Origin of the sequence: Desulfovibrio intestinalis (assembly GCF_014202345.1) — a bacterium.
Classification (GTDB): domain Bacteria; phylum Desulfobacterota; class Desulfovibrionia; order Desulfovibrionales; family Desulfovibrionaceae; genus Desulfovibrio; species Desulfovibrio intestinalis.
Map to the genome: position 1 here is coordinate 235817 of NZ_JACHGO010000002.1, position 25324 is coordinate 261140.

General features: G+C 56.8%; 18 protein-coding genes. 15 read left to right on the forward strand and 3 right to left on the reverse strand.

Features of this window, described 5'->3' with window-relative positions:
- Window positions 1-248 precede the first annotated feature (248 nt).
- From HNQ38_RS03880 to HNQ38_RS03895, 4 genes are all read left to right on the forward strand, one after another.
- A complete protein-coding gene (locus HNQ38_RS03880) occupies window positions 249-2657 on the forward strand; it encodes a homocysteine S-methyltransferase family protein (protein WP_183718100.1) in 2409 nt (802 codons plus the stop codon).
- Between the two features lie 106 nt (window positions 2658-2763).
- Entirely contained in the window at window positions 2764-3231 is a 468-nt protein-coding gene (locus tag HNQ38_RS03885) for a TlpA family protein disulfide reductase (protein WP_183718101.1), read from the forward strand.
- A 225-nt stretch (window positions 3232-3456) separates the two neighbouring features.
- Complete coding sequence (gene hpt / locus HNQ38_RS03890; protein WP_183718102.1) at window positions 3457-4008, forward strand: hypoxanthine phosphoribosyltransferase; 552 nt, start codon at window positions 3457-3459, stop codon at window positions 4006-4008.
- A gap of 20 nt (window positions 4009-4028) precedes the next feature.
- Window positions 4029-4775: a zinc-ribbon and DUF3426 domain-containing protein gene (locus HNQ38_RS03895; RefSeq protein ID WP_281377807.1), complete on the forward strand. Its 747-nt coding sequence runs from the start codon at window positions 4029-4031 to the stop codon at window positions 4773-4775.
- 560 nt (window positions 4776-5335) lie between these two features.
- On the opposite strand, the gene HNQ38_RS03900 is transcribed toward HNQ38_RS03895, so the two are convergent.
- Together HNQ38_RS03900 and HNQ38_RS03905 are read right to left on the reverse strand one after the other, a co-directional pair.
- A complete protein-coding gene (locus tag HNQ38_RS03900; protein WP_183718104.1) occupies window positions 5336-6703 on the reverse strand; it encodes an MFS transporter in 1368 nt (455 codons plus the stop codon).
- A 10-nt stretch (window positions 6704-6713) separates the two neighbouring features.
- Window positions 6714-7547, reverse strand: coding sequence for an amidohydrolase family protein (locus HNQ38_RS03905; RefSeq protein WP_183718105.1), 834 nt, complete (start codon window positions 7545-7547; stop codon window positions 6714-6716).
- A 730-nt stretch (window positions 7548-8277) separates the two neighbouring features.
- On the opposite strand from HNQ38_RS03905, the gene hpsG reads away from it, so the two are divergent.
- The 9 genes from hpsG (at window position 8278) to aat (ending at window position 20267) form a co-directional block, all read left to right on the forward strand.
- Window positions 8278-10773: a (2S)-3-sulfopropanediol dehydratase gene (hpsG, locus tag HNQ38_RS03910; RefSeq protein ID WP_183718106.1), complete on the forward strand. Its 2496-nt coding sequence runs from the start codon at window positions 8278-8280 to the stop codon at window positions 10771-10773.
- A gap of 304 nt (window positions 10774-11077) precedes the next feature.
- Window positions 11078-12019, forward strand: coding sequence for a (2S)-3-sulfopropanediol dehydratase activating enzyme (gene hpsH, locus HNQ38_RS03915; protein ID WP_183718107.1), 942 nt, complete (start codon window positions 11078-11080; stop codon window positions 12017-12019).
- 27 nt (window positions 12020-12046) lie between these two features.
- Window positions 12047-13447 carry a sigma-54 interaction domain-containing protein gene (locus HNQ38_RS03920; protein ID WP_183718108.1) on the forward strand — a complete coding sequence of 467 codons (1401 nt, stop codon included), beginning with the start codon at window positions 12047-12049 and terminating at the stop codon, window positions 13445-13447.
- Window positions 13444-14361, forward strand: a complete 918-nt coding sequence (locus HNQ38_RS14430; protein ID WP_343060083.1) for a DMT family transporter — start codon at window positions 13444-13446, stop codon at window positions 14359-14361. The genes HNQ38_RS03920 and HNQ38_RS14430 overlap by 4 nt, the downstream gene beginning before the upstream one ends.
- A gap of 159 nt (window positions 14362-14520) precedes the next feature.
- Complete coding sequence (gene radA / locus HNQ38_RS03930; RefSeq protein ID WP_183718110.1) at window positions 14521-15891, forward strand: DNA repair protein RadA; 1371 nt, start codon at window positions 14521-14523, stop codon at window positions 15889-15891.
- Between the two features lie 2 nt (window positions 15892-15893).
- Window positions 15894-16538 carry a class IV adenylate cyclase gene (locus tag HNQ38_RS03935; protein WP_183718111.1) on the forward strand — a complete coding sequence of 215 codons (645 nt, stop codon included), beginning with the start codon at window positions 15894-15896 and terminating at the stop codon, window positions 16536-16538.
- A 23-nt stretch (window positions 16539-16561) separates the two neighbouring features.
- On the forward strand, window positions 16562-16882 hold the full coding sequence (gene clpS, locus HNQ38_RS03940) for an ATP-dependent Clp protease adapter ClpS (protein WP_183718112.1): 321 nt from the start codon (window positions 16562-16564) through the stop codon (window positions 16880-16882).
- A 7-nt stretch (window positions 16883-16889) separates the two neighbouring features.
- Entirely contained in the window at window positions 16890-19445 is a 2556-nt protein-coding gene (gene clpA / locus HNQ38_RS03945; RefSeq protein ID WP_183718113.1) for an ATP-dependent Clp protease ATP-binding subunit ClpA, read from the forward strand.
- An 18-nt stretch (window positions 19446-19463) separates the two neighbouring features.
- Window positions 19464-20267: a leucyl/phenylalanyl-tRNA--protein transferase gene (aat, locus tag HNQ38_RS03950; protein WP_343060084.1), complete on the forward strand. Its 804-nt coding sequence runs from the start codon at window positions 19464-19466 to the stop codon at window positions 20265-20267.
- Here the strand turns inward: aat and HNQ38_RS03955 are convergent.
- Window positions 20228-20722 carry a hypothetical protein gene (locus tag HNQ38_RS03955; RefSeq protein ID WP_183718114.1) on the reverse strand — a complete coding sequence of 165 codons (495 nt, stop codon included), beginning with the start codon at window positions 20720-20722 and terminating at the stop codon, window positions 20228-20230. The two genes, aat and HNQ38_RS03955, sit on opposite strands and share 40 nt — an antisense overlap.
- Before the next feature lie 57 nt (window positions 20723-20779).
- Here HNQ38_RS03955 and uvrB point away from each other — a divergent pair, with 57 nt between their 5' ends.
- Together uvrB and ligA are read left to right on the forward strand one after the other, a co-directional pair.
- Complete coding sequence (gene uvrB, locus HNQ38_RS03960; RefSeq protein ID WP_183718115.1) at window positions 20780-22816, forward strand: excinuclease ABC subunit UvrB; 2037 nt, start codon at window positions 20780-20782, stop codon at window positions 22814-22816.
- A gap of 340 nt (window positions 22817-23156) precedes the next feature.
- On the forward strand, window positions 23157-25313 hold the full coding sequence (ligA, locus tag HNQ38_RS03965; RefSeq protein WP_183718116.1) for an NAD-dependent DNA ligase LigA: 2157 nt from the start codon (window positions 23157-23159) through the stop codon (window positions 25311-25313).
- The last annotated feature ends 11 nt before the right edge of the window (window positions 25314-25324 follow it).

Genomic DNA, 25324 nt, shown 5'->3' on the forward strand with positions numbered 1-25324 from the left:
CCCTTTGCCGTGCGAGACCATGCTGAAATCAGTCTGTCCGGCCTACCGCTTCAGATTTTCGAGTCTTGCGTGGCTTCTGGCGGTTACACCGAGGCGCTTCTTTTTCGGAACACCCTGTAGCCTTGGGGACGTTTTAACAGCATACAGGCATTATGCCCGGAAAGCAAAGACGGGCTTGCGCCACGATGGCGCTGATGCCCGGCAAGACTTTCAACTATATTAATTATGACGGCCAAGAGGCGGCATTCATGACATTCAGACAAGCGCTCGGCACGAGGCGTCCTCTTTTGCTGGACGGGGCCATGGGCACCATGCTCCAGGCCTCGGGCCTTCCCGCTGGCACCAGCCCCGAAGAATTTTGTATGGAAAACCCCGATATTCTGCGGGGAATCCACGCCTCCTACCTCAAGGCCGGGGTCGACATTCTGACCTCGTGCACCTTTGGTGGGAACTCCTATAAGCTGCCGAAAGGGCTGGACGTATTTGCTTTCAATAAACGCATGGCGTCTGTTGCGCGCGCTGCCGCCGCAGACGTGCCGCGTTCTGAAGACCGTCCTGTTTTTGTGGCTGGCAACGTGGGGCCCACCGGGCATTTCATCAAACCTCTTGGGCCAGCGGAACCCAGCGAGCTTATTGAAGCCTTTGCTCTTCAGATTCGTGGTCTCGTTGCCGGAGGGGTGGATCTTATCTTTATTGAAACCCAGTTTGATCTGGCAGAAGCCAGAGCGGCTGTGGTGGCCGCCCGGCAAGAATGTGACCTGCCTGTCATGGTTTCAATGACATTTGAGCAGGGCGTGAGCCTTACAGGTTCTACCCCCGCCATTTTTGCAGAAACCATGCAGAATATGGGTGTGGACGTGGTGGGAACCAACTGCAGTCTGGGACCAGAGCAGATGGAACCCGTTGTGGCGGAGCTTTTGAGCGTCTGCGCCTGCCCCGTCATGGCCGAACCCAATGCAGGGCTGCCCGAACTGCACGGCACGCAAACCGTCTTTCCTCTTGGGCCGGAAGGCTTTGCCCAAAAAACCGCTCCCTTTGCCCACCTTGGCGCACAGGTGCTTGGCGGCTGCTGCGGCACCACCCCCGGCCATCTTGCGGCCTTGTCGCAGGCCTTGCGTGGCCTTGGTGAGGTTTGCGCGCCAAAGGTTGAGCGCCGGGGAATCTGCCTCACCAGCCGTTCACAGCTGGTGCGCATAGGCGAGGGGCATCCGCTTGCCATCATTGGCGAACGCATCAATCCCACAGGCAAAAAACAGCTTACGCTGGAATTGCAGGAAGGCCGCTTTGACACGGCCATGCAGTTTGCCGACGCCCAGCTGGAGGCCGGAGCAACAATACTGGACGTCAACGTGGGCGCGCCCCTTGTAGACGAAACCACGCTTTTGCCGGAACTGTTGCAGAATCTTGTGGGGCGGCTCACAGTGCCGCTTTCTGTGGATTCGTCCAATGCCCAGGCCATTGCCAACGCGCTTCCGTATTGCCCCGGTTCTTTTCTGGTGAACTCCATCAGCGGCGAAGCCGGACGCATGGAGCTGCTGGGCCCGCTTTGCCGCGACTACGGTGCTCCGTTTATTTTGTTGCCCATTGAAGGAGCAACCCTGCCCGAAAAGGCAGCCGACCGCATCCGCACTGTGGAAAGTCTGATCCAGCGCGCCGAGCTGCTGGGCATTCCGCGCCGCCTCATGATGGTGGATATTCTTGCTCTGGCAGTATCATCCAGCCCGGATGGCGCTCGCCAGTGCCTTGAAATGACGCGCTGGTGCTCCAGCCAGGGGCTTCCCACCACATTGGGCCTTTCCAATCTTTCATTCGGTCTGCCTGCGCGTGACCTGCTCAATGCCACCTTCCTGGCTTACGCTGCCGGGGCTGGCCTTTCTTCCTGCATTGCCAATCCCTCGGCCCAACGCCTGCGCGAGGCGGCTGACGCCCTTAAGGTGCTGGGAGAACACGACCCGCACGCGGCTTCCTTTATTTCCGGCTATGCCGGGTGGAAGGCGGGCGAAGGCAGCGTTTTGCAGCGCCAGGGCGGCGGTGGGGCGGCTAAAACCTTGGGCGACGCCGTGCTCAACGGCGACAGGGAAAATGTGCTGTCGCTGCTGCAAGCAGAACTGGACAAGGGAGCAGAGCCTTTCAGTCTTGTTCAGGAAGTGCTTATCCCCGCCATCACAGAAGTTGGCGCGCGCTATGAAAGGCGCGAATATTTTCTGCCCCAGCTTATCCGTGCGGCAGAAACCATGCAGACGGCGTTCGCCCATCTGAAGCCCATGCTCGAAGCCGGGCGGGGGCCGGAAGTAAGGCCTGTGGTGGTTATGGCCACGGTGGAAGGCGATATTCACGATATTGGCAAAAATATCGTATCCCTGCTTTTGGGCAACCACGGTTTTGACGTCATTGACGCAGGCAAGGACGTGCCTGCCGACGCCATCGTGGCTTGCGCCCTTGAGCATAAAGCGAGTATTATCGGCCTGTCGGCCCTGATGACCACCACAATGGTTCGTATGGAAGACACCATACAACTGGTGAAAGAAAAGGGGCTGGCCATCAAGGTTATGGTGGGCGGCGCGGCTGTCACCCAGGCCTTTGCCGACTCCATCGGAGCAGACGCGTATTGCGCCGATGCTGTGGGAGCGGTGCGGGCTGCCAAAAATTTTATGTAGACTGACTTGGTGCGTGGGAGTAGTCATGCCGGACATCCACGTGCGGGCCTGGGCGGCATGTAACTGCTCACGTTATACATGGGTTTGCAACTCATCAAGGTAGTATATGAAAAAAATCATTCTCCCCCTCTTGCTTTGCCTGTTGCTGCCATGCGCGGCCTTTGGGGCGTCTGCCTCGGTGCCTTCCCTCAACCTTGCTGGCCTCACCGATCTGCTGGCCAAGAACAAGGGCAAGGTCATCATGCTCAACTTCTTTGCCACATGGTGCCCTCCCTGCCAGGTTGAAGTTCCTGATCTGGTGGCCGTAAACAAGAAATTTGCGGGCAAGGATGTACTTATTATCAGCCTTTCTGTCGATGAAGACGAAAAGGTCGTGGTGCCCTTTATGAAGAAAATGGGTATGGATTACCCTGTGTATATGGCTGGCCGCGACATTACCAAGGCTTTTCAGGTCAGCAGCATCCCGCACAATGTTTTTTACGCCAAAGACGGTCAGCGGGTAATATCCGAGCCGGGTATTGCCGATACCGAGATGATGGAAATGGTGTTCAACAAGCTGCTTGAACAAAAGTAAGCAGAAGCGGGAACGGTTTTCATGTTTGAGATTGGGGCGGGCCGCGTTATGGTCGTGGGTCGTCAGGAGGCCAGGGCGTAATGGCACTGTTAATGGAGACAGCGAGCGCATTTGACGGTCGTTGCTTCTGCCGCGCGAAACAACGCGGGTATTTTGCACTGGAGCCGGCAAACGCCACGGCCCCTGAGAGCGGGGGCGTCAGCGCAGCCCGTGTTGGAGGATCAGATGGCTAAGGTGGGGCATGATCTCAAGGTCAAAGAATTGAAAACCGTTTATAGTGCGGAATTAATTGCCGAACGGGTTAAGGAACTGGCTGCTGAAATTGACGCCCATTATGGGCAGGAACCCTTGGTAGCCGTGTGTGTGCTCAAGGGCGGCTTTGTCTTCTTCAGCGATCTGGTACGCGCCTTGCACAACAAAAATCTGGAGCTGGACTTCGTGCGCCTGTCCAGCTACGGCAAGGGAGCCTCCACTTCAAAGCATGTGATCTTCAGCAAGGATGTTGAGATTGACATTTGCGACAAGCATGTGCTGATAGTGGAAGATATTGTGGACAGCGGGTACAGCATGCGTTTTCTGCTTGGTCAGTTTGCCGCCCGCAAGGCCCGCAGCCTGCGCCTGGCCGCTTTGGTCGACAAGAATGAAAGGCGCGAAATTGATGTACAAGTTGACTTTGCCGGTTTTAAGCTGAACGAAGGCTTCATCGTTGGTTATGGTCTCGACTACGCGGAACACTATCGTAATCTGCCTGGTATTTTTGAGATCATACCCGAATAACAGAATCCTGCTGGTTCCGGCTGCCGGATATGGTTTTGGGGAGTAACGGCATGGAAGTAAGATGTCCCAATTGTTCAAGCCGCTTTAATCTGCCGGAGCAGTTTGCCAAGCCGGGCGTAAAGTTACGCTGCACGGTTTGTAAAACTGTTTTTGCCTATGATCCGGCGGAGCAGCTTGCGACTCAGGGCCCGCTGCCGGACATGCCCGTCAAGGGCCGGAGCAGGCTTGGCAAGATACTGGCTGTACTGCTGTTGGTGCTGGCTTGCGCAGGTGGCGGCTACTGGTATTTTAAATACTTTGCTACCACAACTGACACTCCGCCCTCTGAGCAGGAACTTGCCAAGAAGGTGGAACTGCTCACCATGCGCAACGTGCGCCAGTACTATGTGGATAATGAAAAGGTCGGCAAGGTTTTTGTAATAGAAGGCAAGGTCGTCAACGAATTTCCAGATCCCAAGGAACTGATTTCTGTTGAGGCCGCCATTTACGACAAAGATAAAAAAGCCCTGGCTACCAAAAAACAGATGGGCGGGGTGCAACTCTCGCTCTTCCAGTTGCAGGTACTGAGCGAAAAGGAAATGGAATCTTTCCTTAATAACAAGGTAGAGATTCTCACCAACAATACAAACGTGCCGCGTGGCGGCGAAGTGCCCTTTATGGTGCTGTTTTATGGACCGCCCGAGGGTATTGCCGAATTTGGCGTGCGTATTGTTGACGTAAAAGACGTACCCGCTCAGGGGCATAAGGACGAAGCGAAAAAAGACTAGCTCATCCTGTCATCAGTGTTCATTTAATAACCCTTCGGCTGTGAATTTGCCGGAGGGTTATTTTTTATATTGCTATCTGCGATGCCATGCAGGGCCAAATCACAGGCGGTGCTGCATGCTTTTTTGCAGGCGTGCTATAGCTTGTCTGACGTGCCGTGTTCTGCCCGAAATTGTATTTGGGCAGAACGGCAATATTAAAATGAAAAACATGTTACGGTGAATCTATTTCAGGGGCCGATTTCCAGGGAAGCATTGATTAAAGAGCCTCCTGGAACCGCGCAGTTATTTCATTAAAAGTGAAGCAACGCCGCCAACGGAATAAATCAGTGTTTCCCTCTAGCCAATGCAAAAGTGATCTCTCACGCCTGGGCGTGGGAGATCACTTCGAGGAGTCAGGTATGGAGGCTGCATCCGGCCTTGCGGCAGCATATGAGCCGGATGCCTGGTACCGCATGGGGATGGCCTGCGGTTCTTTACCGACATTATGAGTTCTGCCGGTATGAGCGAGCGGGGGATGCGGCAACATCCCCCGCTCTTTTGGAGGAGAGTTTTTGTATGTTTTATTCGGGCACGGCATTTCCGGCGACAACGGTGTTGCCGTCAGTGGGCAGTGCGCGGGGTTCGGCTTTGGCGGACTTCAAGCAGCTTATCCAGACAGTCGCCAAGGCGCTGATGATGCCCGCCACCAGCAGGTAGCCACAGAGATACCAGGGCTGAGAGTCGTTGGCCTGCACCAGAATGGTGGCGATCATCGGCGTCAGACCGGAAGCGAAGATGCCCGAGAACTGATACACGAAGGAGATACTTGAATAACGCACAGTGGGGTCGAAGCTTTCAGAGAACAAGCTGGCCATACTGGCGTACGCGGCGGCGTAAATGATGCCGAAAGGAATGATAATGGCCAGGTAGACAAAGAAAAGATTGGTGGTTGCATAGTTGTGCAACACCCAGAAGACGGGATAGGCGGTCACGCCAAGCAGCAGGGCGGCGGTGCCGAAGATGCGGGCCTTGCCGACGCGGTCGGCCATAGAGCCCCAGAAGGGGATAAAGCAGGCCATAACGGCTGAAGCCACCACTACGGCCATGAGGGCCACGGTACGGCTGACCCCCGCAGTTTGCGTAAGATATGTTAACGAGAATACGCCGAACACGTTAAAGGCAATACCTTCCACAAAGCGGGCTCCCACGCAGGCCGTGAGGGTCTTGGGGTAGCGCTTGAAGGCTTCCAGCATGGGGTAGCGGATTTTGGCCACTTCTTTTTTAGCAGAAGAAAAGTCCTGGGTTTCCTGAACCGAAGTACGGATGTACGCGCCCACCAGCACCAGCACGGCGCTCAGAATGAAGGCGATACGCCAGCCCCAGGAAATGAAGGCTTCGTCGGGCAGCAGCCAGGAGAGCAAACCAATGACGCCGGACGCCAGCATAAGGCCCAGTGAAAGACCGACCTGGGGCAGGCTGCCATAAAAGGCACGTTTGTGCGCCGGGGCGGACTCATAGGCCATAAGCACAGCGCCGCCCCATTCGCCGCCAAGGCCGATGCCCTGAGCAAGGCGGCATATGACGAGCAGAATGGGCGCCCAGATGCCAATGCTGTCATAGGAGGGGATGCAGCCGATAAGCACCGTGGCCACACCCATAATTTCCAGGGTAAGAATGAGCATTTTTTTGCGGCCAATCTTGTCGCCAAAATGCCCAAAGATGATGCCGCCCAGGGGCCGGGCCACAAAGCCCACGGCAAAGGTGGCGAAAGCCAGAATGGTGCCTACGCCCGGTGAAAACGCAGGGAAATACAGCTTGTTGAACACAAGCCCGGCCACAACGCCATAGAGGAAAAAGTCATACCATTCAATAACAGCGCCCATAAGGGAGGATATTACCACGCGGCGCAGGTTTTTTTGTGCTTGTACGTCGGAAGCGGCAGTGCTCATTTTTTTCTCCTTAGGACAGGCCCAGCACTCGGCGGGCGTTTTCATACATGACCTTGCGGCGGGCCTCTTCAGTCAGTTCAAAAGCTTCATATGCTTCCAGAGCGTCTGCCAGCTCCACAAAGGGGTGCGCACTGGCAAAAAGCACCTTGTCGGTAATAAGCTCGTTCATGGCCTGTACGTACACGTCCACCATGGGCGCGCGTTCGTATTCAGAGATGTCCATGTACACATTGGCGTTGCGCAGGCAGGTGTAAACAGCTTCGTTTACAAAGGGGTAGCCACCGTGGCTCATGATAAGCGTGAGCTCGGGAAAGTCGCGGGCGACCTTGTCTACGTCGCGGGGGTCGGCGTATTCCAGAATGGCTCCAGGCACCTGCGGCGGCGGGGCCATTGTGATGAATACCGGCAGCCCCAGTTCGCAGCACTTGGCATAGATGGGATAAAAACGGGCCTCAGAGGCTGGAATATGGGCAAGGTAGGGGTCAATGGCAATGCCCTTCATGCCATATTCGGAAGAGACGTGCTCAATCTCCCGCAGGGCCGCCATCTTTTTGTGAGGATCAATACCCCAAAAACCCACGAATCTTTCGGGGTAAGCCCGGCAAAATTCCAAAACACTTTGATTGTTGGCCGGGAATCCGTAGGTTGTTTCGCAGTCGCGCCCGGTAATGACGCCAAGCTCTACGTCAAGGCGGTCCAGGTCAGCCACAATGTCTTCAAGGGGCTGCGGCTTGCGCTTGTCAAAACCGATGGCCTTGCAAGCCGCCTTGAACATGGCGCTGTTTTTGATGCCGTTGATGATTTCCGGTGTGTTGGGACGGAAGCGAAAGTCTATGACCTTCATGCTCAGATCTCCTGGACTGTCTGAAGTGTTGAAGGGCGTGCTTTCCGGCCCGAGCGTCCACGTGATCCGGTTTGCCCTTGGGGCATTCCGGACGCACCTGCCATAGGTGTGGAATGTGATGTTTTTCTCATCGTCTCCTCTCCTGCCTGAACGGTTACGAAAAAGCGGGGCAGTATGCACGGACCTGACCTGCTTTGTGATTTTTTTCGTTTTGCACGATGCGTGCCAGAGCGTATTGGGCTGTTGCGTATTTTTATATAATAATTTTCATGTATAATCAGCGTATTGTGCTATGAAATTAATCAAACTCACACTTGAGGAAAAGGCAATGTCGCAAATTTGCAGCTAGTAGGAAACGTTGTCTTTGGGCAAATTTGCGCTGATTGTGAAAAGAAAATCATATTAGGTATGCAATGGCTTGGAGCAGAATTGCAAGGCCGTAAATCAAGATATGATGCAAATTTGCGTCGCACAAATGGGCGCTTTTATCAAAAAGTCTTACTAAGTGATGCAAATTTGCGGCTATTGTGAAAACTGGCGCAGAAGCTTTTGGCCTAAACCGAAATAATTTTTAAAAATAGTAAATATTTTAGTATGTTAAAAATTATGGCATGCCCCATGCAAATAAGGGGCAAGCGATGAGGATTGCCCCTTTTACAAGGCATTCTCCGCGCGGCAGCATATAAGCGACCCGCGCGCCTTATATTCATATTATTTCAGGAGTAACGTGATGAGTATGACTACTTGCGAATGCCGGTCCCCTCAGGAACAGCGTCTGTATGACAAGATTGAGGGCAGGGAAGACAAGTTCCGCAAGACCCATCCCCGCGTTTTCAGTCTGCTTGAGCGGTTTGAAGGGCAGAAGCCTCGCATTGATATCGAGCGTGCCCTGTATTTCACCCAGTCAATGGAAAAGACCGAAGGGCAGCCTCTTGTGCTGCGCTGGGCCAAAGCGCTCATGCATATCGCCCAGAACATGACCGTCTATGTGCAGGAAGGTCAGCTGCTGCTGGGCCGCGCTGGCTGCGACGGCCGCTACGGCATCCTTTATCCTGAGCTTGACGGCGACTTTCTGGACATCGCGGTGCGCGACCTGCCCACCCGTAAAACGTCTCCGGCCACCATTACTCCTGAAGACGCCAAGCGTGTGGTGGAAGAAATAGCTCCTTACTGGAAGGGCAAGACCTACCATGAAGCCCTGAACGCGGCTCTGCCCGCCGAAGTGCACAAGCTGACCTATGATGATCCTGAAGGTCTGATTTCGCGCTTCATCGTGAATGAAACCTCTTCATTCCGCTCGTCCATCCAGTGGGTGCACGACTTTGAAAAGATCCTCAAGCGCGGTTTCAACAGCATCAAGAAGGAAGCCGAAGACAAGCTGGCTGCTCTTGATCCTATGAGCCCCAAGGAAGACCGCGAAAAGCGTCCCTTCCTTGAAGCTGTGGTCATCGTGTGCGACGCCATCGTGCTTTGGGCCAAGCGCCACGCCGTGCTCGCCCGCGAAATGGCTGAAAAAGAAACCGACCCCACGCGCAAGGCCGAACTGCTGCGCATGGCTGAAAATGCCGAACACGTACCTGGCGAACCCGCCCGTGACTTCTGGGAAGCCTGCCAGAGCCAGTGGTTCACCCAGATGTTCTCGCGCATTGAGCAGAAGACCGGCACCACCATTTCCAATGGCCGCATGGACCAGTACTTCTACCCCTACTACAAGCAGGACCGCGCCGCAGGCAAGATCACCGAAGCCCAGGCTCTGGAACTGCTGGAATGCATGTGGGTTGGCATGGCCGAGTTCATCGACATGTACATTTCGCCCACCGGCGGCGCTTTCAACGAAGGCTACGCCCACTGGGAAGCCGTGACCGTTGGCGGCCAGACCCCGGACGGCCGTGACGCCAGCAATGACCTCACCTATCTGATCCTCAAGTCCAAGCGCGAATTTCCGCTGCATTACCCCGACCTGGCGGCCCGTATCCATTCCCGTGCGCCTGAACGCTACCTGTGGGACGTGGCTGAAACCATCAAGTACGGTTCCGGTTTCCCCAAGCTTATCAACGACGAAGAAATCGTGCCCCTGTATGTTTCCAAGGGCGCGACCTTTGAAGAGGCCCTGGACTACGCCGTTTCTGGCTGCACCGAGGCCCGCATGCCCAACCGCGACACCTACACCTCCGGCGGGGCGTACATCAACTTTGCCGCCGCCGTGGAAATGGTGTTGCGCAATGGCCGCATGAAGAAGTACGGCGACCAGAAGCTGGGCGTTGAAACCGGCGATCCCCGTAACTTCAAAACCTGGGACGAGTTCTGGAATGCCTATGTGGAACAGCACATGCTTTTCCTCAAGACCGCTTTCACCCAGCAGTACATCATCAACAAGCTGCGCGCGAATCACTTTGCCCAGCCGATGGGTTCGGCCATGCATGACCTGTGCATGAAGCACTGCATCGATCTGCATCAGGAACAGATTCCCGAAGGCATCAACCTGGGCTACTTCGAATATATGGGCCTGGGCACCGTGGTGGACTCCCTGGCAGCAGTGAAAAAGCTGGTCTTTGAAGAAAAGAAGCTGAGCATGGACAAGCTTATCGCTGCCATCGACGCCAACTTCGAGGGCTACGACGACGTGCGCGCCCTGCTGCGCTCGGCTCCCTGCTACGGCAACAATGACGAATACGCCGACTCCATTGGCCGCGAAATCGACAAGATTTCCGTGGAATACGGCAACAAGTATTCAATGAAGGATCTGGGCATCCACAACGATGTGCGCTACGTGCCCTTCACCTCGCATGTGCCCTTCGGCAAGGTGGTTTCCGCCACGCCCAATGGCCGTACCGACAGCTTCCCCCTGTCCGACGGTTCCTCGGCTTCGCACGGCGCGGACGTCAACGGCCCCACGGCGGTTCTGCTTTCCAACTGCACCACCAAGAATATGGGCATGCGCGACCGCGCCGCCCGTATGCTGAACATCAAGTTCACGCCCAAGTGCGTAGAAGGCGAGCAGGGCACGGAAAAGCTGGTGTCCTTCATCCGCACCTTCTGCGACCTCAAGCTCTGGCATGTGCAGTTCAACGTGGTCAACAAGGGCACCCTTGTTGCCGCCCAGAAGGATCCGCAGAAGTACCGCAGCCTTATCGTGCGCATCGCTGGCTACAGCGCCTACTTTGTGGACCTGTCGCCCGATCTGCAGAACGACCTCATCGCCCGTACCGAACATGATGTGATGTAGGTACACACAGCTTAACAGCGGGGAAGGGCCATGGCCCTTCCCCGCATTATTGTATTGAGGGCTGTGCGCCTCAGGTTGAGAAAAGTTTTATTATAGGGACGGCATGACCGTGGTGCTGTTGTTCATGCCCACGCTACGGTTGCTCATGTGCCGCCCGCATCCGAGAGATTCATTGAGCTGCTTTGTAAGTTATTGCAGATAAATACTGTTACATGGAAGACTGCCGCGCTGGAAAAGGAAACATCTTTTTGCCGGGCAGACCTTGAAACGCCACAGATCAAAAGACTTCGCAAAGGAAGGGAATATGTGCCTGGATGACAGCCAGCAGCAAGGCATGGTATTTAATATTCAAAAATATTCCGTACACGATGGGCCGGGCATACGAACCATTGTTTTCTTGAAGGGCTGTTCCCTTTCATGCGAGTGGTGCAGCAACCCGGAATCGCAAAAATCCTATCCCGAGCTGGCCTGCAATCACGGCCGTTGCATTGATGTTTCCAAATGCGGGCACTGCATTCCTGCTTGCCCGCACGGCTCCATCACCTGTGGCGATGATGACAAGCCTGTCGTTGACCGCAGCCATTGCACGGGCTGTGGCATGCCCTGTGCCGAAATTTGTCCTGCACAGGGTTTGCTGGTATATGGCAAAAAACGCACTGTGGACGATGTGCTGCGCGTTGTGGAGCAGGACATGGCCTTTTACGCGCGTTCCGGCGGCGGCCTGACCCTTTCGGGCGGCGAACCCCTGTTGCAGGGAACCTTTGCCGTGGCCCTGTTGCGCGAAGCCCGCGTACGGCGCATCAAAACCGCTGTTGAAACCTGCGGCATGGTGCCGGCCGAAACCGTGCGTGAAGCCGCGCCCTACCTGAACTATGTGCTCTACGACATCAAGCATATGGACAGTGCGGTGCACGAAGCGCACACGGGCTTGCCCAATGCGCGCATTCTTGAGAACTTTCGTATCCTGGCCGAGGAATTTCCCGATCTGCCCATACTGGCGCGCACGCCAGTCATCCCCGGATTCAACGATACCGAGGAAGCCATTGCGGCCATAGCCGAATTCCTCAAGCCCTATGCGCATGTCAAATACGAAATGCTGGCTTACCACCGTTTGGGTACGCAGAAGTACCATTTTCTTGCCAGAGACGTTCCTATGGGCGAAGTGAGCCTGGATAAAGCCCTTATGGGCAGGCTGCAAAAGACGGCTCTGGACATTTTGGGCGAGCGAGTGCAGATTTCAAACTGATTACATAGCATCTTACCGGGTTGAAATATGGCTGACCGTTCTCAGGAACTGCTTTCCAAACATGTGGAGCGTATACTTGACGCTCTGCCTGAAGGCGTGTTTATCAGCGACGCCTCAGGCATAAGCTTGCGCGTTAACCGCATGTATGAGCAGCTGACCGGCCTTACGCAGGCGCAGCTACAGGGCAAAAACGTGCGCTGTCTGGTGGAAGAGGGGGTTTTTGACCACATTCTGAACCCGGAAATCGTGCGTACTGGCAGGCCCACGACCCATGTGCAGCAGCTCAAGGACGGCAAAAAACTGGTCCTGACAGGGTTTCCCGTTTTTGATTCACGGGGCGAACTTTGCCTTGTGGTCACCTTTGCGCGTGATATTACCCTGTTGGCCCAGTTGCAGGACCAGGTGACTGGGCAGTGTAAGCTCATTGACCAGATCAATGACCAGCTGGCGTATATCAGTAATGAGGGCAACAAGGTACGCGAGCCTGTGTATGTCAGCCCGTCCATGCGCGAAGTGGTTTCGCTTTTGCGGCGCTTTGCCGCCACAGACGCCACCGTGCTTATCCTTGGAGAAACAGGGGCAGGCAAAGACGTTTTCGCCCGTTTTACCCACGGGCTTTCGGAGCGCCGGGACAAGGTTCTGCTCAAGGTCGACTGTGGCGGCATTTCCGAAACCCTCACGGAATCGGAATTGTTTGGTTACATGCCCGGCGCGTTTACCGGAGCTTCCAACAAGGGCAAGGCCGGGTACTTTGAAATTGCCGACGGCAGCACCATTTTTCTGGACGAAGTGGGCGAGCTGCCTCTGTCCATGCAGACACGCCTTTTACGGGTGCTTCAGGACGGCGAGATCATGCGGGTGGGCGCGTCAAGCCCGCGCAAGGTGGATGTGCGCATCATTGCGGCCACCAACCGCAATCTGGCAGAAAGCGTGGAAGCGGGCACATTCCGGCGTGACCTCTATTACCGCCTCAACGTGGCCACCGTGCGCATTCCTCCCCTCAGGGAGCGCAGGGAAGACGTGCGCATGCTGGCCGAGCATTTTCTTGAACATTACATGGCCAAATACCACAAGGTCATGGCCTTTATGGACGTGACGCTGGATATGATGGCGGCCTATGCCTGGCCCGGCAATGTGCGGGAATTGCAGAACCTCGTGCACAGTCTTGTCATTACGCTCACGGGGCCGCTTATTTCTCCGCGTGACCTGCCCACACAGATTTCTGGCGTCAGTAACGACGCCTCGCGCTATTCGGAAGACGTGCTCAGCGCCCGCCGTCCCTTGCGTGAGATTATGGCGGAAATGGAGCGCGATTTTCTGCTTAAAGCCATTGAGGTGCACGGTTCCGTACAGCGTGTAGCCGAACTGTTTCAGGTCAACCGCAGTACCATTTTCCGCAAGCTGCAAGGCACAAGGTTTTCACAGTGACCCCCGGCGGCAGCCAAAAAAACGGCGTCCGCCAAGGCAACATAGCTGTCACTGCGCTTCTCACGCTTGTCTGCATGATTTTCTTTGCGGCCAACTCGCTGCTGTGCCGTATGGCGCTCTTTGGAGCGGGCATGGATCCCGTAAGCTATACTGTGTTGCGCTCTGTTTCGGCTGCCGCTGTGCTGTGGGTGCTCACCGCGTCGCGTGGTCAGCGCGCATTGCAGTCTGGCAGCTGGAGTGCAGCTCTGGCCCTTTTTGCCTATATGGCCTGCTTTTCCTGGGCCTACGTCAATCTGCCGGCCGCAGCCGGGGCGCTCATTATCGCCGTGGCCGTGCAGGTCAGCATGGTGGGAGCGGGAATGGCCCTGGGGCAGCGCCCCAGCCGCGCTCAGGCTCTGGGCATCGGGCTGGCCATGTCGGGTCTTGTGTACCTTTTGTTGCCGGGGCTGGACGCGCCGCCGTTATGGCCGTCGGCCATTATTTTTCTTTCCGGTGCGTCATGGGCTGCCTACACCCTGTTGGGCCGCCGCAACAGTGCGCCTGTGGCCGCCACAGCGGGCAATTTTGTGCGCTGTCTGCCCCTGGCCCTGCTTATTTTGCCCCTGGCCTGGCTGGATGCAGCAGGAAGCGGCGTGGGGGCAGGTGGCCCTGTGTTGCCCTTTGCGGGAGTAGTGTGCGCCCTCTTCGCCGGAGGCATTGCCTCGGCCTTGGGCTATGTGTTGTGGTACTCTGTTTTGCCCAAACTCAATGTGCCCACTGCCGCCGTTGTGCAATTGAGCGTGCCGCTTATCACAGCCGTTGGCGGCGCACTGTTTATGGGAGAAGCCATCACTCTGCGCCTCGGCATAAGCGCGGCGGCCATTCTTGGCGGTATCTTTTGCGCCACAGCCCTGACCCCTTTGTGCAGGCGATAAGCCGCAAGGCTTCTGCCTGTGGCCCTGCGTCCTGTTCTGCCTGGGCTGAAGAACACCCTCCACAAGTACTCAGTATCACACAGCCCGTGATTTTTGCATTTTTGATGCAATCCCGCACACTAGCTTGCACCTAAGCGGCTTTTTCCGTAGTCTTGGATCATGGCGAAAACACGCGAAATATATATATGCTCCGCATGCGGAGCACAGACCATGCAGTGGCGCGGGCAGTGTCCCGGCTGCCACGAATGGAATACTCTGGAAGCGTCGGTGCAGTCCCGGTCCGCGAGCAAGGCGCGCACGCCTCTGGGCGGCGAAAATTCTGCCGGACGCCCCATATCCCTGCGGGATGTGGAGGACTCTGGTCATGAACCCTATGGCAGCGGCCTGCAGGCGCTGGACAGGGTGTTGGGCAACGGACTTGTGCCTGGAGCCGCCATTCTTGTGGGCGGCGAACCCGGCATAGGCAAATCCACACTTTTGTTGCAGGTGGCAGGACTTGTGGCTGGTCAGATGGCCGCCAGAGGCCGTCCTGTACTTTATGCCAGCGGTGAAGAATCTTTGCCGCAGATCAAGGGCAGGGCAGAGCGCCTTGGCATGCTGGATGCCAATTTGCTGGCCCTCGCCACTTCCCGCGTGGAAGACGTGGTGGAAGCCGCCAATGCGCAAAACCCGGCCCTGCTTGTGGTGGACTCGGTACAGACCCTCGCCAGCGTTGAGGCCGAAGGCCTGCCGGGCAACGTCAGTCAGGTGCGGGCTGTGGCAACATCCTTGCTGGAACTCTGCCGCCGCCTGGGTTGCACGCTTATTCTTGTGGGCCACGTGACCAAGGACGGCGTGCTCGCCGGGCCGCGCCTGCTTGAGCATATGGTGGACACGGTTATTTCGCTTGAAGGCGACCGCCGCCAGATGTTTCGCCTATTGCGCGTGTTTAAAAACCGCTTTGGCCCCAATGAAGAACTGCTGGTTTTTCGCATGGGGCAGCAAGGCATGCAGGTTGTGGACGACCCTTCCACGTTCTTTCTGGGCCAGCGAGACGCCTCGCTTTCCGGCACAGCAGTGGTTATGGCCGTGGACGGGCAGCGCCCGCTGGCCGTTGAGGTGCAGGCGCTTGTTGCCCGCACCTTCTTGAGCATTCCACGGCGTGCGGCCCTTGGCTTTGACGTGGGGCGGCTGCATCTTTTGCTGGCTGTTCTTGAAAAGCGGCTTAAACTGAATTTTGGCCAGGTGGACATCTATGCTAAAGTGGGCGGAGGCATGAAGCTGAACGAGCCGGGGCTGGACCTTGCGCTGGTGGCCGCCGTGCTTTCGTCCTATTATGATGTTCCGCTGCCGGAAAAATGCGTGCTCTGGGGCGAGGTAGATCTTAACGGCCAGATACGGCCTGTGGCCGCGCAGGATCTGCGCCTGACCCAGGCCCGGCGGCTGGGTTTTGATCCCATTGTGCATCCCGGTGAGGAAAAAGGCGGTATTACCACCATTGCGGCCTTGCAGCAGCGCCTTTTTCACCGTCGGCAGAAGCCGGAGGAATAGCAATGGCGCTGGAAGTGGAACGTAAATTTCCGGGCGTTGATCTGAACGATTTGCGCGCCCGGTTGCTGAAACAAGGCGCACAGTGCCTTGGCGCGCACTTTGAAAGCAACACGGTTTTTGAAACACCGGATGCCGCCCTTGCCTCAAGCGGGCGGTTGTTGCGCCTGCGTAGCCAGGAATGGCCGGACAAAGTCCGTTATGTGCTGACCGTGAAGCTGCCTGTTCAGGCTCCTGCCGGGGCAGAGCAGTGCAAAGTGCGTGAAGAACGCGAGGTTGAAGTGGCTGACGCCAACAGCATGCGCCAGATACTTGAGGGGTTGGGCTACAGCCCGGCGGCGCGTTATGAAAAGGTGCGTGAACCCTGGCTTTTGAACGGCGTTGAAGTGGAGCTGGACATTCTGCCCTTTATGCAAGGGGCGGAGCTGGAAGGCCCGGTAGAGGCGATGAATGCCGTGCAGAGTTGTCTGGCCCTTGACAATATGGCAATCAGTACCAAGAATTATCATCAACTGCATCAGGATTGGCTGCAACGTAATAACCTGCCCCTCCAGCGTTCATTTGTGTTTGACGAAACGCAAAAACGCGCATGGCGACGCCAGCTGGGGCTGCTGGAAGAAGACGGTTTCATTTTTCCTGAACAGCGCTGAATATTTGTGCCGCGGAGTAGTGCATGCCCGTTTTTAACGAGAACCAGAATGACGGTGAAAGCCAGGTCATTGTGGAAAAAAAATTGAAGGAGCCCGACCGCTATCGGGTACTCCTGCACAACGACGATTACACCAGTATGGATTTTGTGGTGGCTGTTCTATGCGGCATCTTCCACAAAACCACGGAAGAGGCCACCGCCATTATGCTGAACATACATCAGCAGGGCGTGGGACAGTGCGGTGTATACACCCATGAAGTAGCAGAGACCAAGGTGAAAAGGGTTCATCAGGCGGCCAAGGCTGCGGGATTTCCCCTCAAATGCACCATGGAAAAAATTTACTGAGATGCCTATGTTGAGCAAGAGTGTACAAAGCGTCATACGAGACGCCCTTATGGAAGCCCATCGGCGCCGCCACGACCTGCTGACCGTGGAGCACATTCTTTTTGCTCTCACCAACAGCATGCGCGGGCGTATTCTGCTTGAAGGCAGTGGGGCCAGTGTGGCCGTGTTGCGCGAGCAGCTTGAAGAATTTTTTAACCGTGAAATGGAAGCCGTTTCTCTGGCGGGCAATCACGAAGTGGCCCAGACCGAAGGCGTGCAGCGCGTTTTGGAACGCGCCCTCAGCCATATTCGTTCTGCCGGGCGTGATACCGTAGAATTGGGCGACCTGCTCATATCCATCATGGACGAAGAGGAAAGCTACGCCAAGTACTACCTGCGCAAGCAGGGCGTGGAGCGTCTTGATGTCTTGACCTTCGTGTCGCACGGTATGGATGAGGGCGGCGGCTCCAAAGGGGCTGGTCAGGGTGGTGAAGCTGAGGAAAAGGAAGGCAAAGCCGATCCTTTGGCCCAGTACGCCGTGGACCTTACAGCCCGTGCCCGCGAGGGCAAGATAGATCCTCTGGTGGGGCGCGTGACAGAGCTTGACCGCGCGGTCGAAGTGCTGTGCCGCCGCCGTAAAAACAATCCGCTTTTTGTGGGCGACCCTGGCGTGGGCAAAACAGCTCTGGCCGAGGGGCTGGCCCTGCGTATTGTGGAAGGCAAGGTGCCGGAAATGTTCGCCAAGGCCCAGTTGTTCGCTCTGGACATGGGGCTGCTGCTGGCGGGTACCCGCTACCGGGGCGATTTTGAAAGCCGCCTCAAGGCTGTTGTGCAGCGCTTGCAGGAACTTCCTGAAGCGATTTTGTTTATTGACGAAATCCATACCATTGTTGGGGCTGGGTCTACCTCTGGCGGGTCCATGGACGCCTCCAACCTGCTCAAGCCAGTGCTGGCCAACGGCGAGTTGCGGTGCATAGGCTCCACGACCTATGAGGAGTTTCGCAACCATTTTGAAAAAGACCGTGCCCTGGCCCGCCGGTTTCAGCGTATCGATCTTACGGAACCGAGTCCTGACGAATGCCTTGCCATTATTCAGGGGCTTGAGAAGCGTTATGCCGACTTCCACAAGGTTCGTTACAGTCCCACAGCCATCAAGGCTATGGTGGACCTGACGGCCCGGCATGTGCGCGACCGCCTGCTGCCCGACAAGGCTATCGACGTGCTGGACGAATCCGGCGCAGCCGTGCGCCTGGGACGCGGTGTGCAGACAGGCTCAAGCAAACAGCCTGCGGTTCGCTCCAGCAAGGGCGGCAAGGCTCCGCGTCCTCTGGTGGGAGTGGGCGATGTGGAACGCATTGTGGCGCGTATGGCGGGCATCCCCGTGAGGACAGTGTCCGGCACGGAACGCAACCGTCTGGCGACGCTTGAAAAAGACCTGAAAGGACATGTGTTCGGTCAGGAAACTGCCATCGAGCTTACTGTGCGTGCCATTTTGCGCGCCCGTGCGGGGCTTGGGCAGGAGCAGCGTCCGGCTGGCGCGTTTTTGTTCTACGGCCCCACTGGCGTGGGCAAAACGGAAGTGGCCCGCAGTCTTGCCAAGCTTATGGGCGTGGAATTTCTGCGCTATGACATGAGCGAATATATGGAAAAGCACTCTGTGTCGCGCCTCATCGGGGCGCCTCCCGGCTATGTGGGCTTTGATCAGGGCGGGCTGCTTACCGAGGCCGTGCGCAAGGCTCCCTATTCCGTAGTGCTGCTGGATGAGGTGGAAAAAGCCCATCCCGACATCTTCAACGTGCTGCTTCAGGTTATGGACTACGCCACGTTGACGGACAACACGGGCAGGAAAACGGATTTTTCGCACGTCATTCTTATCATGACCTCCAACGCTGGCGCTTTCGACATGTCGCGTCAGGCTATGGGCTTTGGGGGAGCTTCCCGGCAGGATGCGGCCCACAAGGGCCTCAAGGCTGTGGAAAATACCTTCAGCCCAGAGTTCCGCAACAGGCTGGACGCTCTTGTACCCTTTGGCAGCCTGACAGAAGACATGATGCTGCGCATTGTGGACAAGTTTGTGGGCGAAATCGTGCACAGCCTTGAGCAACGCCATGTGGATCTGGAACTGAGCCTGACAGCCCGTCAGTGGCTGGCCCGCAAGGGGTTTGACCCCGCTATGGGCGCAAGGCCGCTGCGGCGTTTGCTGCGTACAGAGCTGGAAGACAAGCTGGCCCATGAATTGTTGTTCGGTTCGCTTGCCAAGGGGGGCAGCGTAAAGCTTGATGTGGTGGATGACGCGCTTGTGCTCAAGTCTGCAAAGCCAGCAAAAGCGCTTGCCAAGGTTGATGGGGCAAAAAAGGCGACGGCCGCCAAGTCTGCTTCTGCCGCCAAGTCTGCTTCTGCCGCCAAGTCTGCTTCTGCCGCCAAGCCTGCAAAGGCCGCCAGTGCTCCCGCTAAATCGGGAACCTCCGGCAAGGGAGCAGCCGCAGCCAGGTCTGACGCCAAAAGTGCATCTGCTGCCGGGAAAAAAACAGGTACGGCAAAACCCAAAACGGCGGCCAAAAAACCGCCCAAAAGCAAAGCTTAAACAGCGGGGCGGTCAGCTGTGGAGACAATCTTCGCGGTTCTGGCCGCCCAGTTTCCCCCGCTTGAAGCGGCGCGTGAAGACGGCCTTCTTTGTGCCGGGGGAGACTTGCGGGTGGAGCGGCTGCTGGCCGCCTACAGCCGGGGGATTTTTCCCTGGTACGAGGCAGGGCTGCCCATACTTTGGTGGGCGCCGGACCCCCGTTGCGTCTTGCCGCTGGAAAACTTTCACCTTCCGTCTCGCAGTGCCCGCACTTTACGGCAAAAACCCTTTGAACTGACTTTTAACGCGGCCTTCGGCAAGGTCATCCGGGCCTGCGCCCAGTCGCGCACGCCCAATGGCGGCACCTGGCTCACGCCCGAAATGATAGGGGCCTATGAGCGCCTTCATAGTATGGGATTTGCCCACAGCGTTGAAGCCTGGCGCGAGGGCGAACTGGCTGGCGGTTTGTATGGCGTTGGGTTTGCGCGGGTGTTTTTTGGCGAATCCATGTTTCATTTTGTGTCTGAAGCGTCGCGCGCCGCCCTGGCTGGTCTGGTGAGCCTGTTGCGCATGCGCGGCGTTACCCTGCTGGACTGTCAACAGGAAACCCCGCACATCATGAAGATGGGCGGGGTTCTTCTGCCTCGTGAGGTCTTTGCGCAAAAATTGCGGGAAGCTCTTGTTCCCCCTGCGGTTCTGGCATCCGGCGACAAACTGCCCAGCACGGACCACGTTTTTTGCGGAGATAAAGTCCACGACGTGCCAGACGAAGAGGTCTGGCAACCCTGGCGCGAAAGCTATGGCTATTCGCTGTCCAGCGGGGCGTGGGCTTCCAGATCGTAAAAGCCGTGAGCCGGGAAGGACAGAGGATAGTCGCGCACGGTATCAAAACGGATGAACCCCGTGCTCTTGCCCTCGGTAATGCCTGCCAGCGGGGCTACACCCATCGGAACGGGTATGTCCATAGGACAGACAGTAATTTTTTCAATGTGTTCGGCGTAGCGCTGTTCAAGATAGTCTGCCAGAGCGCGGCTTTCTTCAGCAGTAAACGCTTCAAGAATACAGCGCAGAGCGGCTTCTTCCGTGGCTCCCTGAAGAATTTCGGGCGGAACGGAAGGGTCGGCGGGAGCTACCAGCCCAAGGTCCCGCAGTGGTTCCAGCTCGTCATCTCCGGCGTTGGGCCGGAAAACCTGCACGTCAACATGGCGGCGTCCCTTGAAGGTATTAAGCGTAATGGCCACAATGTAGAATCTGTCCAGCGGCAGGTCGTACTGCGTGGGCACAATAATTTTTTCCATAGCACATCCCGTGGTTAGCGTATTATTTCACACCCTCTTACCCCAAAACAGAACATGATGGAAGACAAGTCCGCTATCCCTTTCAGCCTGGAAACGGCCTACACGCCCACAGGCGATCAGCCCACAGCCATCGACGAACTGGTGAGCAATATTCAGGCGGGAGTGCCCGCCCAGGTGCTTCTGGGCGTCACAGGTTCCGGCAAAACGTTTACTATGGCCAATGTCATTGCCCGCTGTAATCGCCCGGCCCTGGTGCTTGCGCCCAACAAAACTCTGGCTGCCCAGCTGTATGGCGAATTTCGCGCGCTTTTTCCGCGCAATGCTGTGGAATATTTTGTCAGCTATTACGACTATTACCAGCCAGAAGCCTATGTGCCCGCCTCGGACACCTATATTGAAAAAGACTCTTCCATCAACGACAACATAGACAAGTTGCGCCATGCCGCCACCCACGCCCTGCTTACGCGGCGTGACGTAATAATCGTGGCGTCGGTTTCGTGCATCTACGGTTTGGGTTCGCCGGAATACTACGCCAAGATGGTCATTCCCGTTGAGGTGGGCCAGCACTTTCCTATGGACAAGCTCATTACGCGTCTGGTGGAAGTGCACTATGAGCGCAATGATTACGACTTCCACCGCGGCACGTTCCGCGTACGCGGCGATGCCCTTGAAATCATTCCGGCCTACCACCACGAGCGTGCTTTGCGCCTGGAATTTTTTGGCGACGATATCGAGGCCTTGCGCGAAATTGATCCCCTCACGGGTGAGGTGCTGGCCGACGTGTCCAAAACAGTGCTGTACCCGGCCAGTCACTTCGTGTCTGCGCAGGATAACCTCAAGCGCGCCGCCAGCGATATTCGCGACGAACTGGCAGAACGTCTGACATTGTTCAAAAATCAGGGCAAGCTTGTGGAGGCCCAGCGCCTTGAGCAGCGCACCCAGCTTGATCTTGAGATGATTGAAGAGCTTGGCTACTGCAACGGCATCGAAAACTATACCCGTCATATGGATGGCCGCGTGGCAGGCGAGCCGCCATCATGCCTGCTCAACTACTTTCCCGAGGATTTTCTTCTGTTCGTAGACGAGTCGCATATTACCATTCCCCAGGTGGGGGGGATGTACAAGGGCGACCGCTCGCGCAAGACCACACTGGTGGACTACGGCTTTCGCCTGCCGTCTGCTCTGGACAACAGACCGCTGCAATTCAACGAATTCACGGCCCTGCTTAATCAGGTTGTCTATGTGTCGGCCACGCCAGCCAAGTACGAACGGGATCAGGCGCAAGGCATTGTGGCCGAGCAGATCATCCGGCCCACAGGGCTGGTGGACCCGGAAGTGGAGGTGCGCCCCACCAAGGGCCAGATGGAAAATCTGCTGGGCGAATGCCGTGGTTGTGTCAGCCGGGGCGAGAGGGTACTTGTGACCACGCTGACCAAGCGCATGGCCGAAGACCTGACGGAATACTGTTGCAGTATGGGGGTGCGCGCGCGCTACCTGCACTCCGACATTGATACCCTTGAGCGCATGCAGATCATCCGTGCGCTGCGTATGGGCGAGTTTGACGTGCTGGTGGGTATTAACCTGCTGCGTGAAGGTCTTGATATTCCAGAAGTCTCTCTTGTGTGCATTCTGGATGCCGACAAGGAAGGTTTTTTGCGTTCAGTGGGGTCGCTTATCCAGACCTTTGGACGTGCTGCCCGAAATGCGCAGGGCCGGGTCATACTGTATGCCGACAAAATGACGGATTCGATGAAGGCGGCTATGGACGAAACCGCCCGCCGCCGCGCCAAGCAGACCGCGCACAACGAAGAGCACGGCATCACGCCGACCAGCACGCGGAAAAGCCTTGAGTCTCCGCTGGATAGTTTGTATGTGGAAGATGGCTCGTCACGCGGGCGTGGTAAAGGCCGTGGCAAGGGCAAGGGACAGGAACCGGACGCCATTCCCCTTACCGCCGAAGATACGGCTCTGCTGGTGGCGAAGCTCGAAAAAGAAATGCGCCAGGCTGCCCGTGATCTGGAGTTTGAGCAGGCCGCCCAGTTGCGCGACCGCATACGGGTGCTGCGGGCACGGCTGATCGCCTTGCCTGACTAGAGCAGATTAACGTTGAAATGTAATACATTTCAACGTTGTCATTCTGCCGAAAAATACGATTTTCGGCAGAATCCACGCCGCGTTGCGGCGCGCTGCACGCTTGTGCAGCGTTAGAGCATTTTACCTTTGAAAAAGTTTAAATGCTCTAACTGGTGCAACGGTGGCCTTGGCTTGCCGGGCACTGCCTCTGATCGTGCAACAATTTGGGAACGCGGCAGCACAGCCGTGCTTGCATGGCGCAGTTGTTTTCAGGCAAGCATGGTAAAATTAAAATGCCCTGACGGCAGGGGCAAAAGTTTTCTCGCAAAATGGGCTTGCCAACAGCCTCATAAGGTTTTTCATGTCACAGCAAAATAAAAATCAGGGAGGGCAGGCCCAGTTCAGCCTTTTTTCCGCTGGCCCTTCCGGCCCGTCGGCCAAAGACCGCCAGCGTGTGCAGCAGCTCACGGCAGAGCTTGAGCACCATAATTACCTCTATCATACCCTGGACAAGCCCGAGATCAGCGACGACCAGTTTGACGCCCTGTTCCACGAACTGCAGGCTTTGGAAGACCGTTGGCCGGAACTGCGCTCGGCCCATTCGCCCACGCTGCGTGTGGGCGGCAAGCTGATCGACGGACTGGCCAAGAAGGCGCACAGCCTTCAGATGTATGGCCTGGACAACGTCTTTTCGGCAGAGCAGTGGCAGGATTTTGCCGACCGTATACGCCGTGCCTGGGATGCGGATCTCAACGGCCCCCTACCGGAAGGCTTTTGGTGTGATCCCAAGCTGGACGGGCTGGCTCTGGAAATCGTCTACGTTGACGGCACAATGCAGGAAGCCCTTACGCGGGGCGACGGCGAAGTTGGCGAAGTTGTCACCGAGGCGGTGCGTACTATCCGCACCGTGCCTTTGCGCCTTGCCGGGCCTGGGCCTTTTCCCGCCCGGCTGGAGGTGCGCGGCGAGGTTGTCATGTACAAAAAGGACTTTGCCGCCCTTAATGAAAAACAGGAAGCGCTGGGGCTGAAAACCTTTGCCAACCCGCGCAATGCAGCAGCCGGAACCCTGCGGCAGCTTGATATATCCATTACGGCTTCACGCCCTCTGCGCTTTCTGGCTTACAGTCTTGGCGAGGCGCAATGGCCGCCAGCCCCCGTCTGCAAGCTGCAATCAGAGGTTATGGCGCGGTTGAAGGAATACGGCTTTCTTACGCCGCCTGACGGCAAGCTGTGCAACAGTGTGCAGGCTGTGGAAGACTATGCCCAGTGGGTCAGGGAGCATCGGCCCCAGTTTCGTATGGAAATTGACGGGGCCGTCGCCAAACTGGACAATCTTGAAGCCCAGCAGGCGCTCGGTTTCACGGCGCGTGCTCCCCGGTTTGCCGTGGCCTTCAAGTTTCCTGCCGAGCAGGCGCAAACCCTGTTGCAGGGTATTGAAATCCAGGTGGGGCGCACTGGCGTGCTGACTCCTGTGGCAGTGCTTGAGCCCATTGCCGTTGGTGGCGTTATGGTCTCCCGGGCGACGCTGCACAATGAAGACGAGATTCGCAACCGTGATGTGCGCGTGGGCGATACTGTCATGGTGCGCCGCGCTGGCGATGTTATTCCTGAAGTGGTGGGGCCAGTGCTGGACAAGCGCCCGGCTGATGCCGAGGAATACATTTTTCCGCATAATTGTCCGGTGTGCCATCAGCCTGCCTACCGCGAAGAAGGTGAAGCTGCATGGCGCTGCGAAAATATGGCCTGTCCCGCCATTCGGTTACGGGCCATCAGCCATTTTGTTTCCAAGGCCGGGCTTGATATTTCCGGCGTGGGCCAGAAATGGATAGAGCAATTGGTCAACAGCGGGCGTGTGCAGTCTCCGGTGGATCTTTTCACCCTGACGATTGAGGAATTGCTGGGTTTTGAGCGCATGGGCGAAGTGCTGGCGCAAAAATTTGTGGACGCGCTTGACGGGGCCAAACATACAGCCACCTTGCCGCGCCTGATCAGTGCGCTGGGTATCCGTCATGTGGGGGAGCAGACCGCACGCACGCTGGCCGCGCATTTTCATAATCTGGATGAACTTGAAAAGGCCGATGGCGAAACCTTGCAAAGCCTGCCTGATGTGGGGCCGGAGGTGGCGTCATCCATACGCAATTTCTTTGACAGCCCGGCCAACAGAGAGCAGCTTGATCGCTTCAAGGGCCTTGGCCTGTGGCCGCAGGGCGGCAAGGGTGCGTTGGCTGGAGCGAATGGAGAAGCCGCACAGGGCGAAGGCGCTGTTCCTTCAGGCCCCTTATCCGGCAAAACCATTCTTTTTACCGGAACCCTGAGCATGGCGCGCGGTCAGGCCGAAAAGCTGGCAGAGGCTGCCGGGGCTACGCCCCTTGGCGGTGTGAGCAAAAAGCTCAACTACCTCGTGGCTGGCGAAAAAGCGGGCAGCAAGCTTGAAAAGGCGCAAAAATTGGGCGTAACCGTGCTCGATGAAACAGAATTTATGAGCATGTTGCACGAGGCCGGAGTGGCCTCGGAATAATTTGAATGCAA

Bases quoted from the DNA above. Each gene is read 5' to 3' on its own strand.
- HNQ38_RS03905 (WP_183718105.1), bottom strand. From the start codon at position 7,547: ATGAAGGTCATAGACTTTCGCTTCCGTCCCAACACACCGGAAATCATC.
- hpt (WP_183718102.1), top strand. From the start codon at position 3,457: ATGGCTAAGGTGGGGCATGATCTCAAGGTCAAAGAATTGAAAACCGTT.
- HNQ38_RS03880 (WP_183718100.1), top strand. From the start codon at position 249: ATGACATTCAGACAAGCGCTCGGCACGAGGCGTCCTCTTTTGCTGGAC.
- HNQ38_RS03920 (WP_183718108.1), top strand. From the start codon at position 12,047: ATGGCTGACCGTTCTCAGGAACTGCTTTCCAAACATGTGGAGCGTATA.
- HNQ38_RS03955 (WP_183718114.1), bottom strand. From the start codon at position 20,722: ATGGAAAAAATTATTGTGCCCACGCAGTACGACCTGCCGCTGGACAGA.
- uvrB (WP_183718115.1), top strand. From the start codon at position 20,780: ATGGAAGACAAGTCCGCTATCCCTTTCAGCCTGGAAACGGCCTACACG.
- ligA (WP_183718116.1), top strand. From the start codon at position 23,157: ATGTCACAGCAAAATAAAAATCAGGGAGGGCAGGCCCAGTTCAGCCTT.
- clpA (WP_183718113.1), top strand. From the start codon at position 16,890: ATGTTGAGCAAGAGTGTACAAAGCGTCATACGAGACGCCCTTATGGAA.
- clpS (WP_183718112.1), top strand. From the start codon at position 16,562: ATGCCCGTTTTTAACGAGAACCAGAATGACGGTGAAAGCCAGGTCATT.
- HNQ38_RS03885 (WP_183718101.1), top strand. From the start codon at position 2,764: ATGAAAAAAATCATTCTCCCCCTCTTGCTTTGCCTGTTGCTGCCATGC.
- HNQ38_RS03900 (WP_183718104.1), bottom strand. From the start codon at position 6,703: ATGAGCACTGCCGCTTCCGACGTACAAGCACAAAAAAACCTGCGCCGC.
- hpsH (WP_183718107.1), top strand. From the start codon at position 11,078: ATGTGCCTGGATGACAGCCAGCAGCAAGGCATGGTATTTAATATTCAA.
- hpsG (WP_183718106.1), top strand. From the start codon at position 8,278: ATGAGTATGACTACTTGCGAATGCCGGTCCCCTCAGGAACAGCGTCTG.
- radA (WP_183718110.1), top strand. From the start codon at position 14,521: ATGGCGAAAACACGCGAAATATATATATGCTCCGCATGCGGAGCACAG.
- HNQ38_RS03935 (WP_183718111.1), top strand. From the start codon at position 15,894: ATGGCGCTGGAAGTGGAACGTAAATTTCCGGGCGTTGATCTGAACGAT.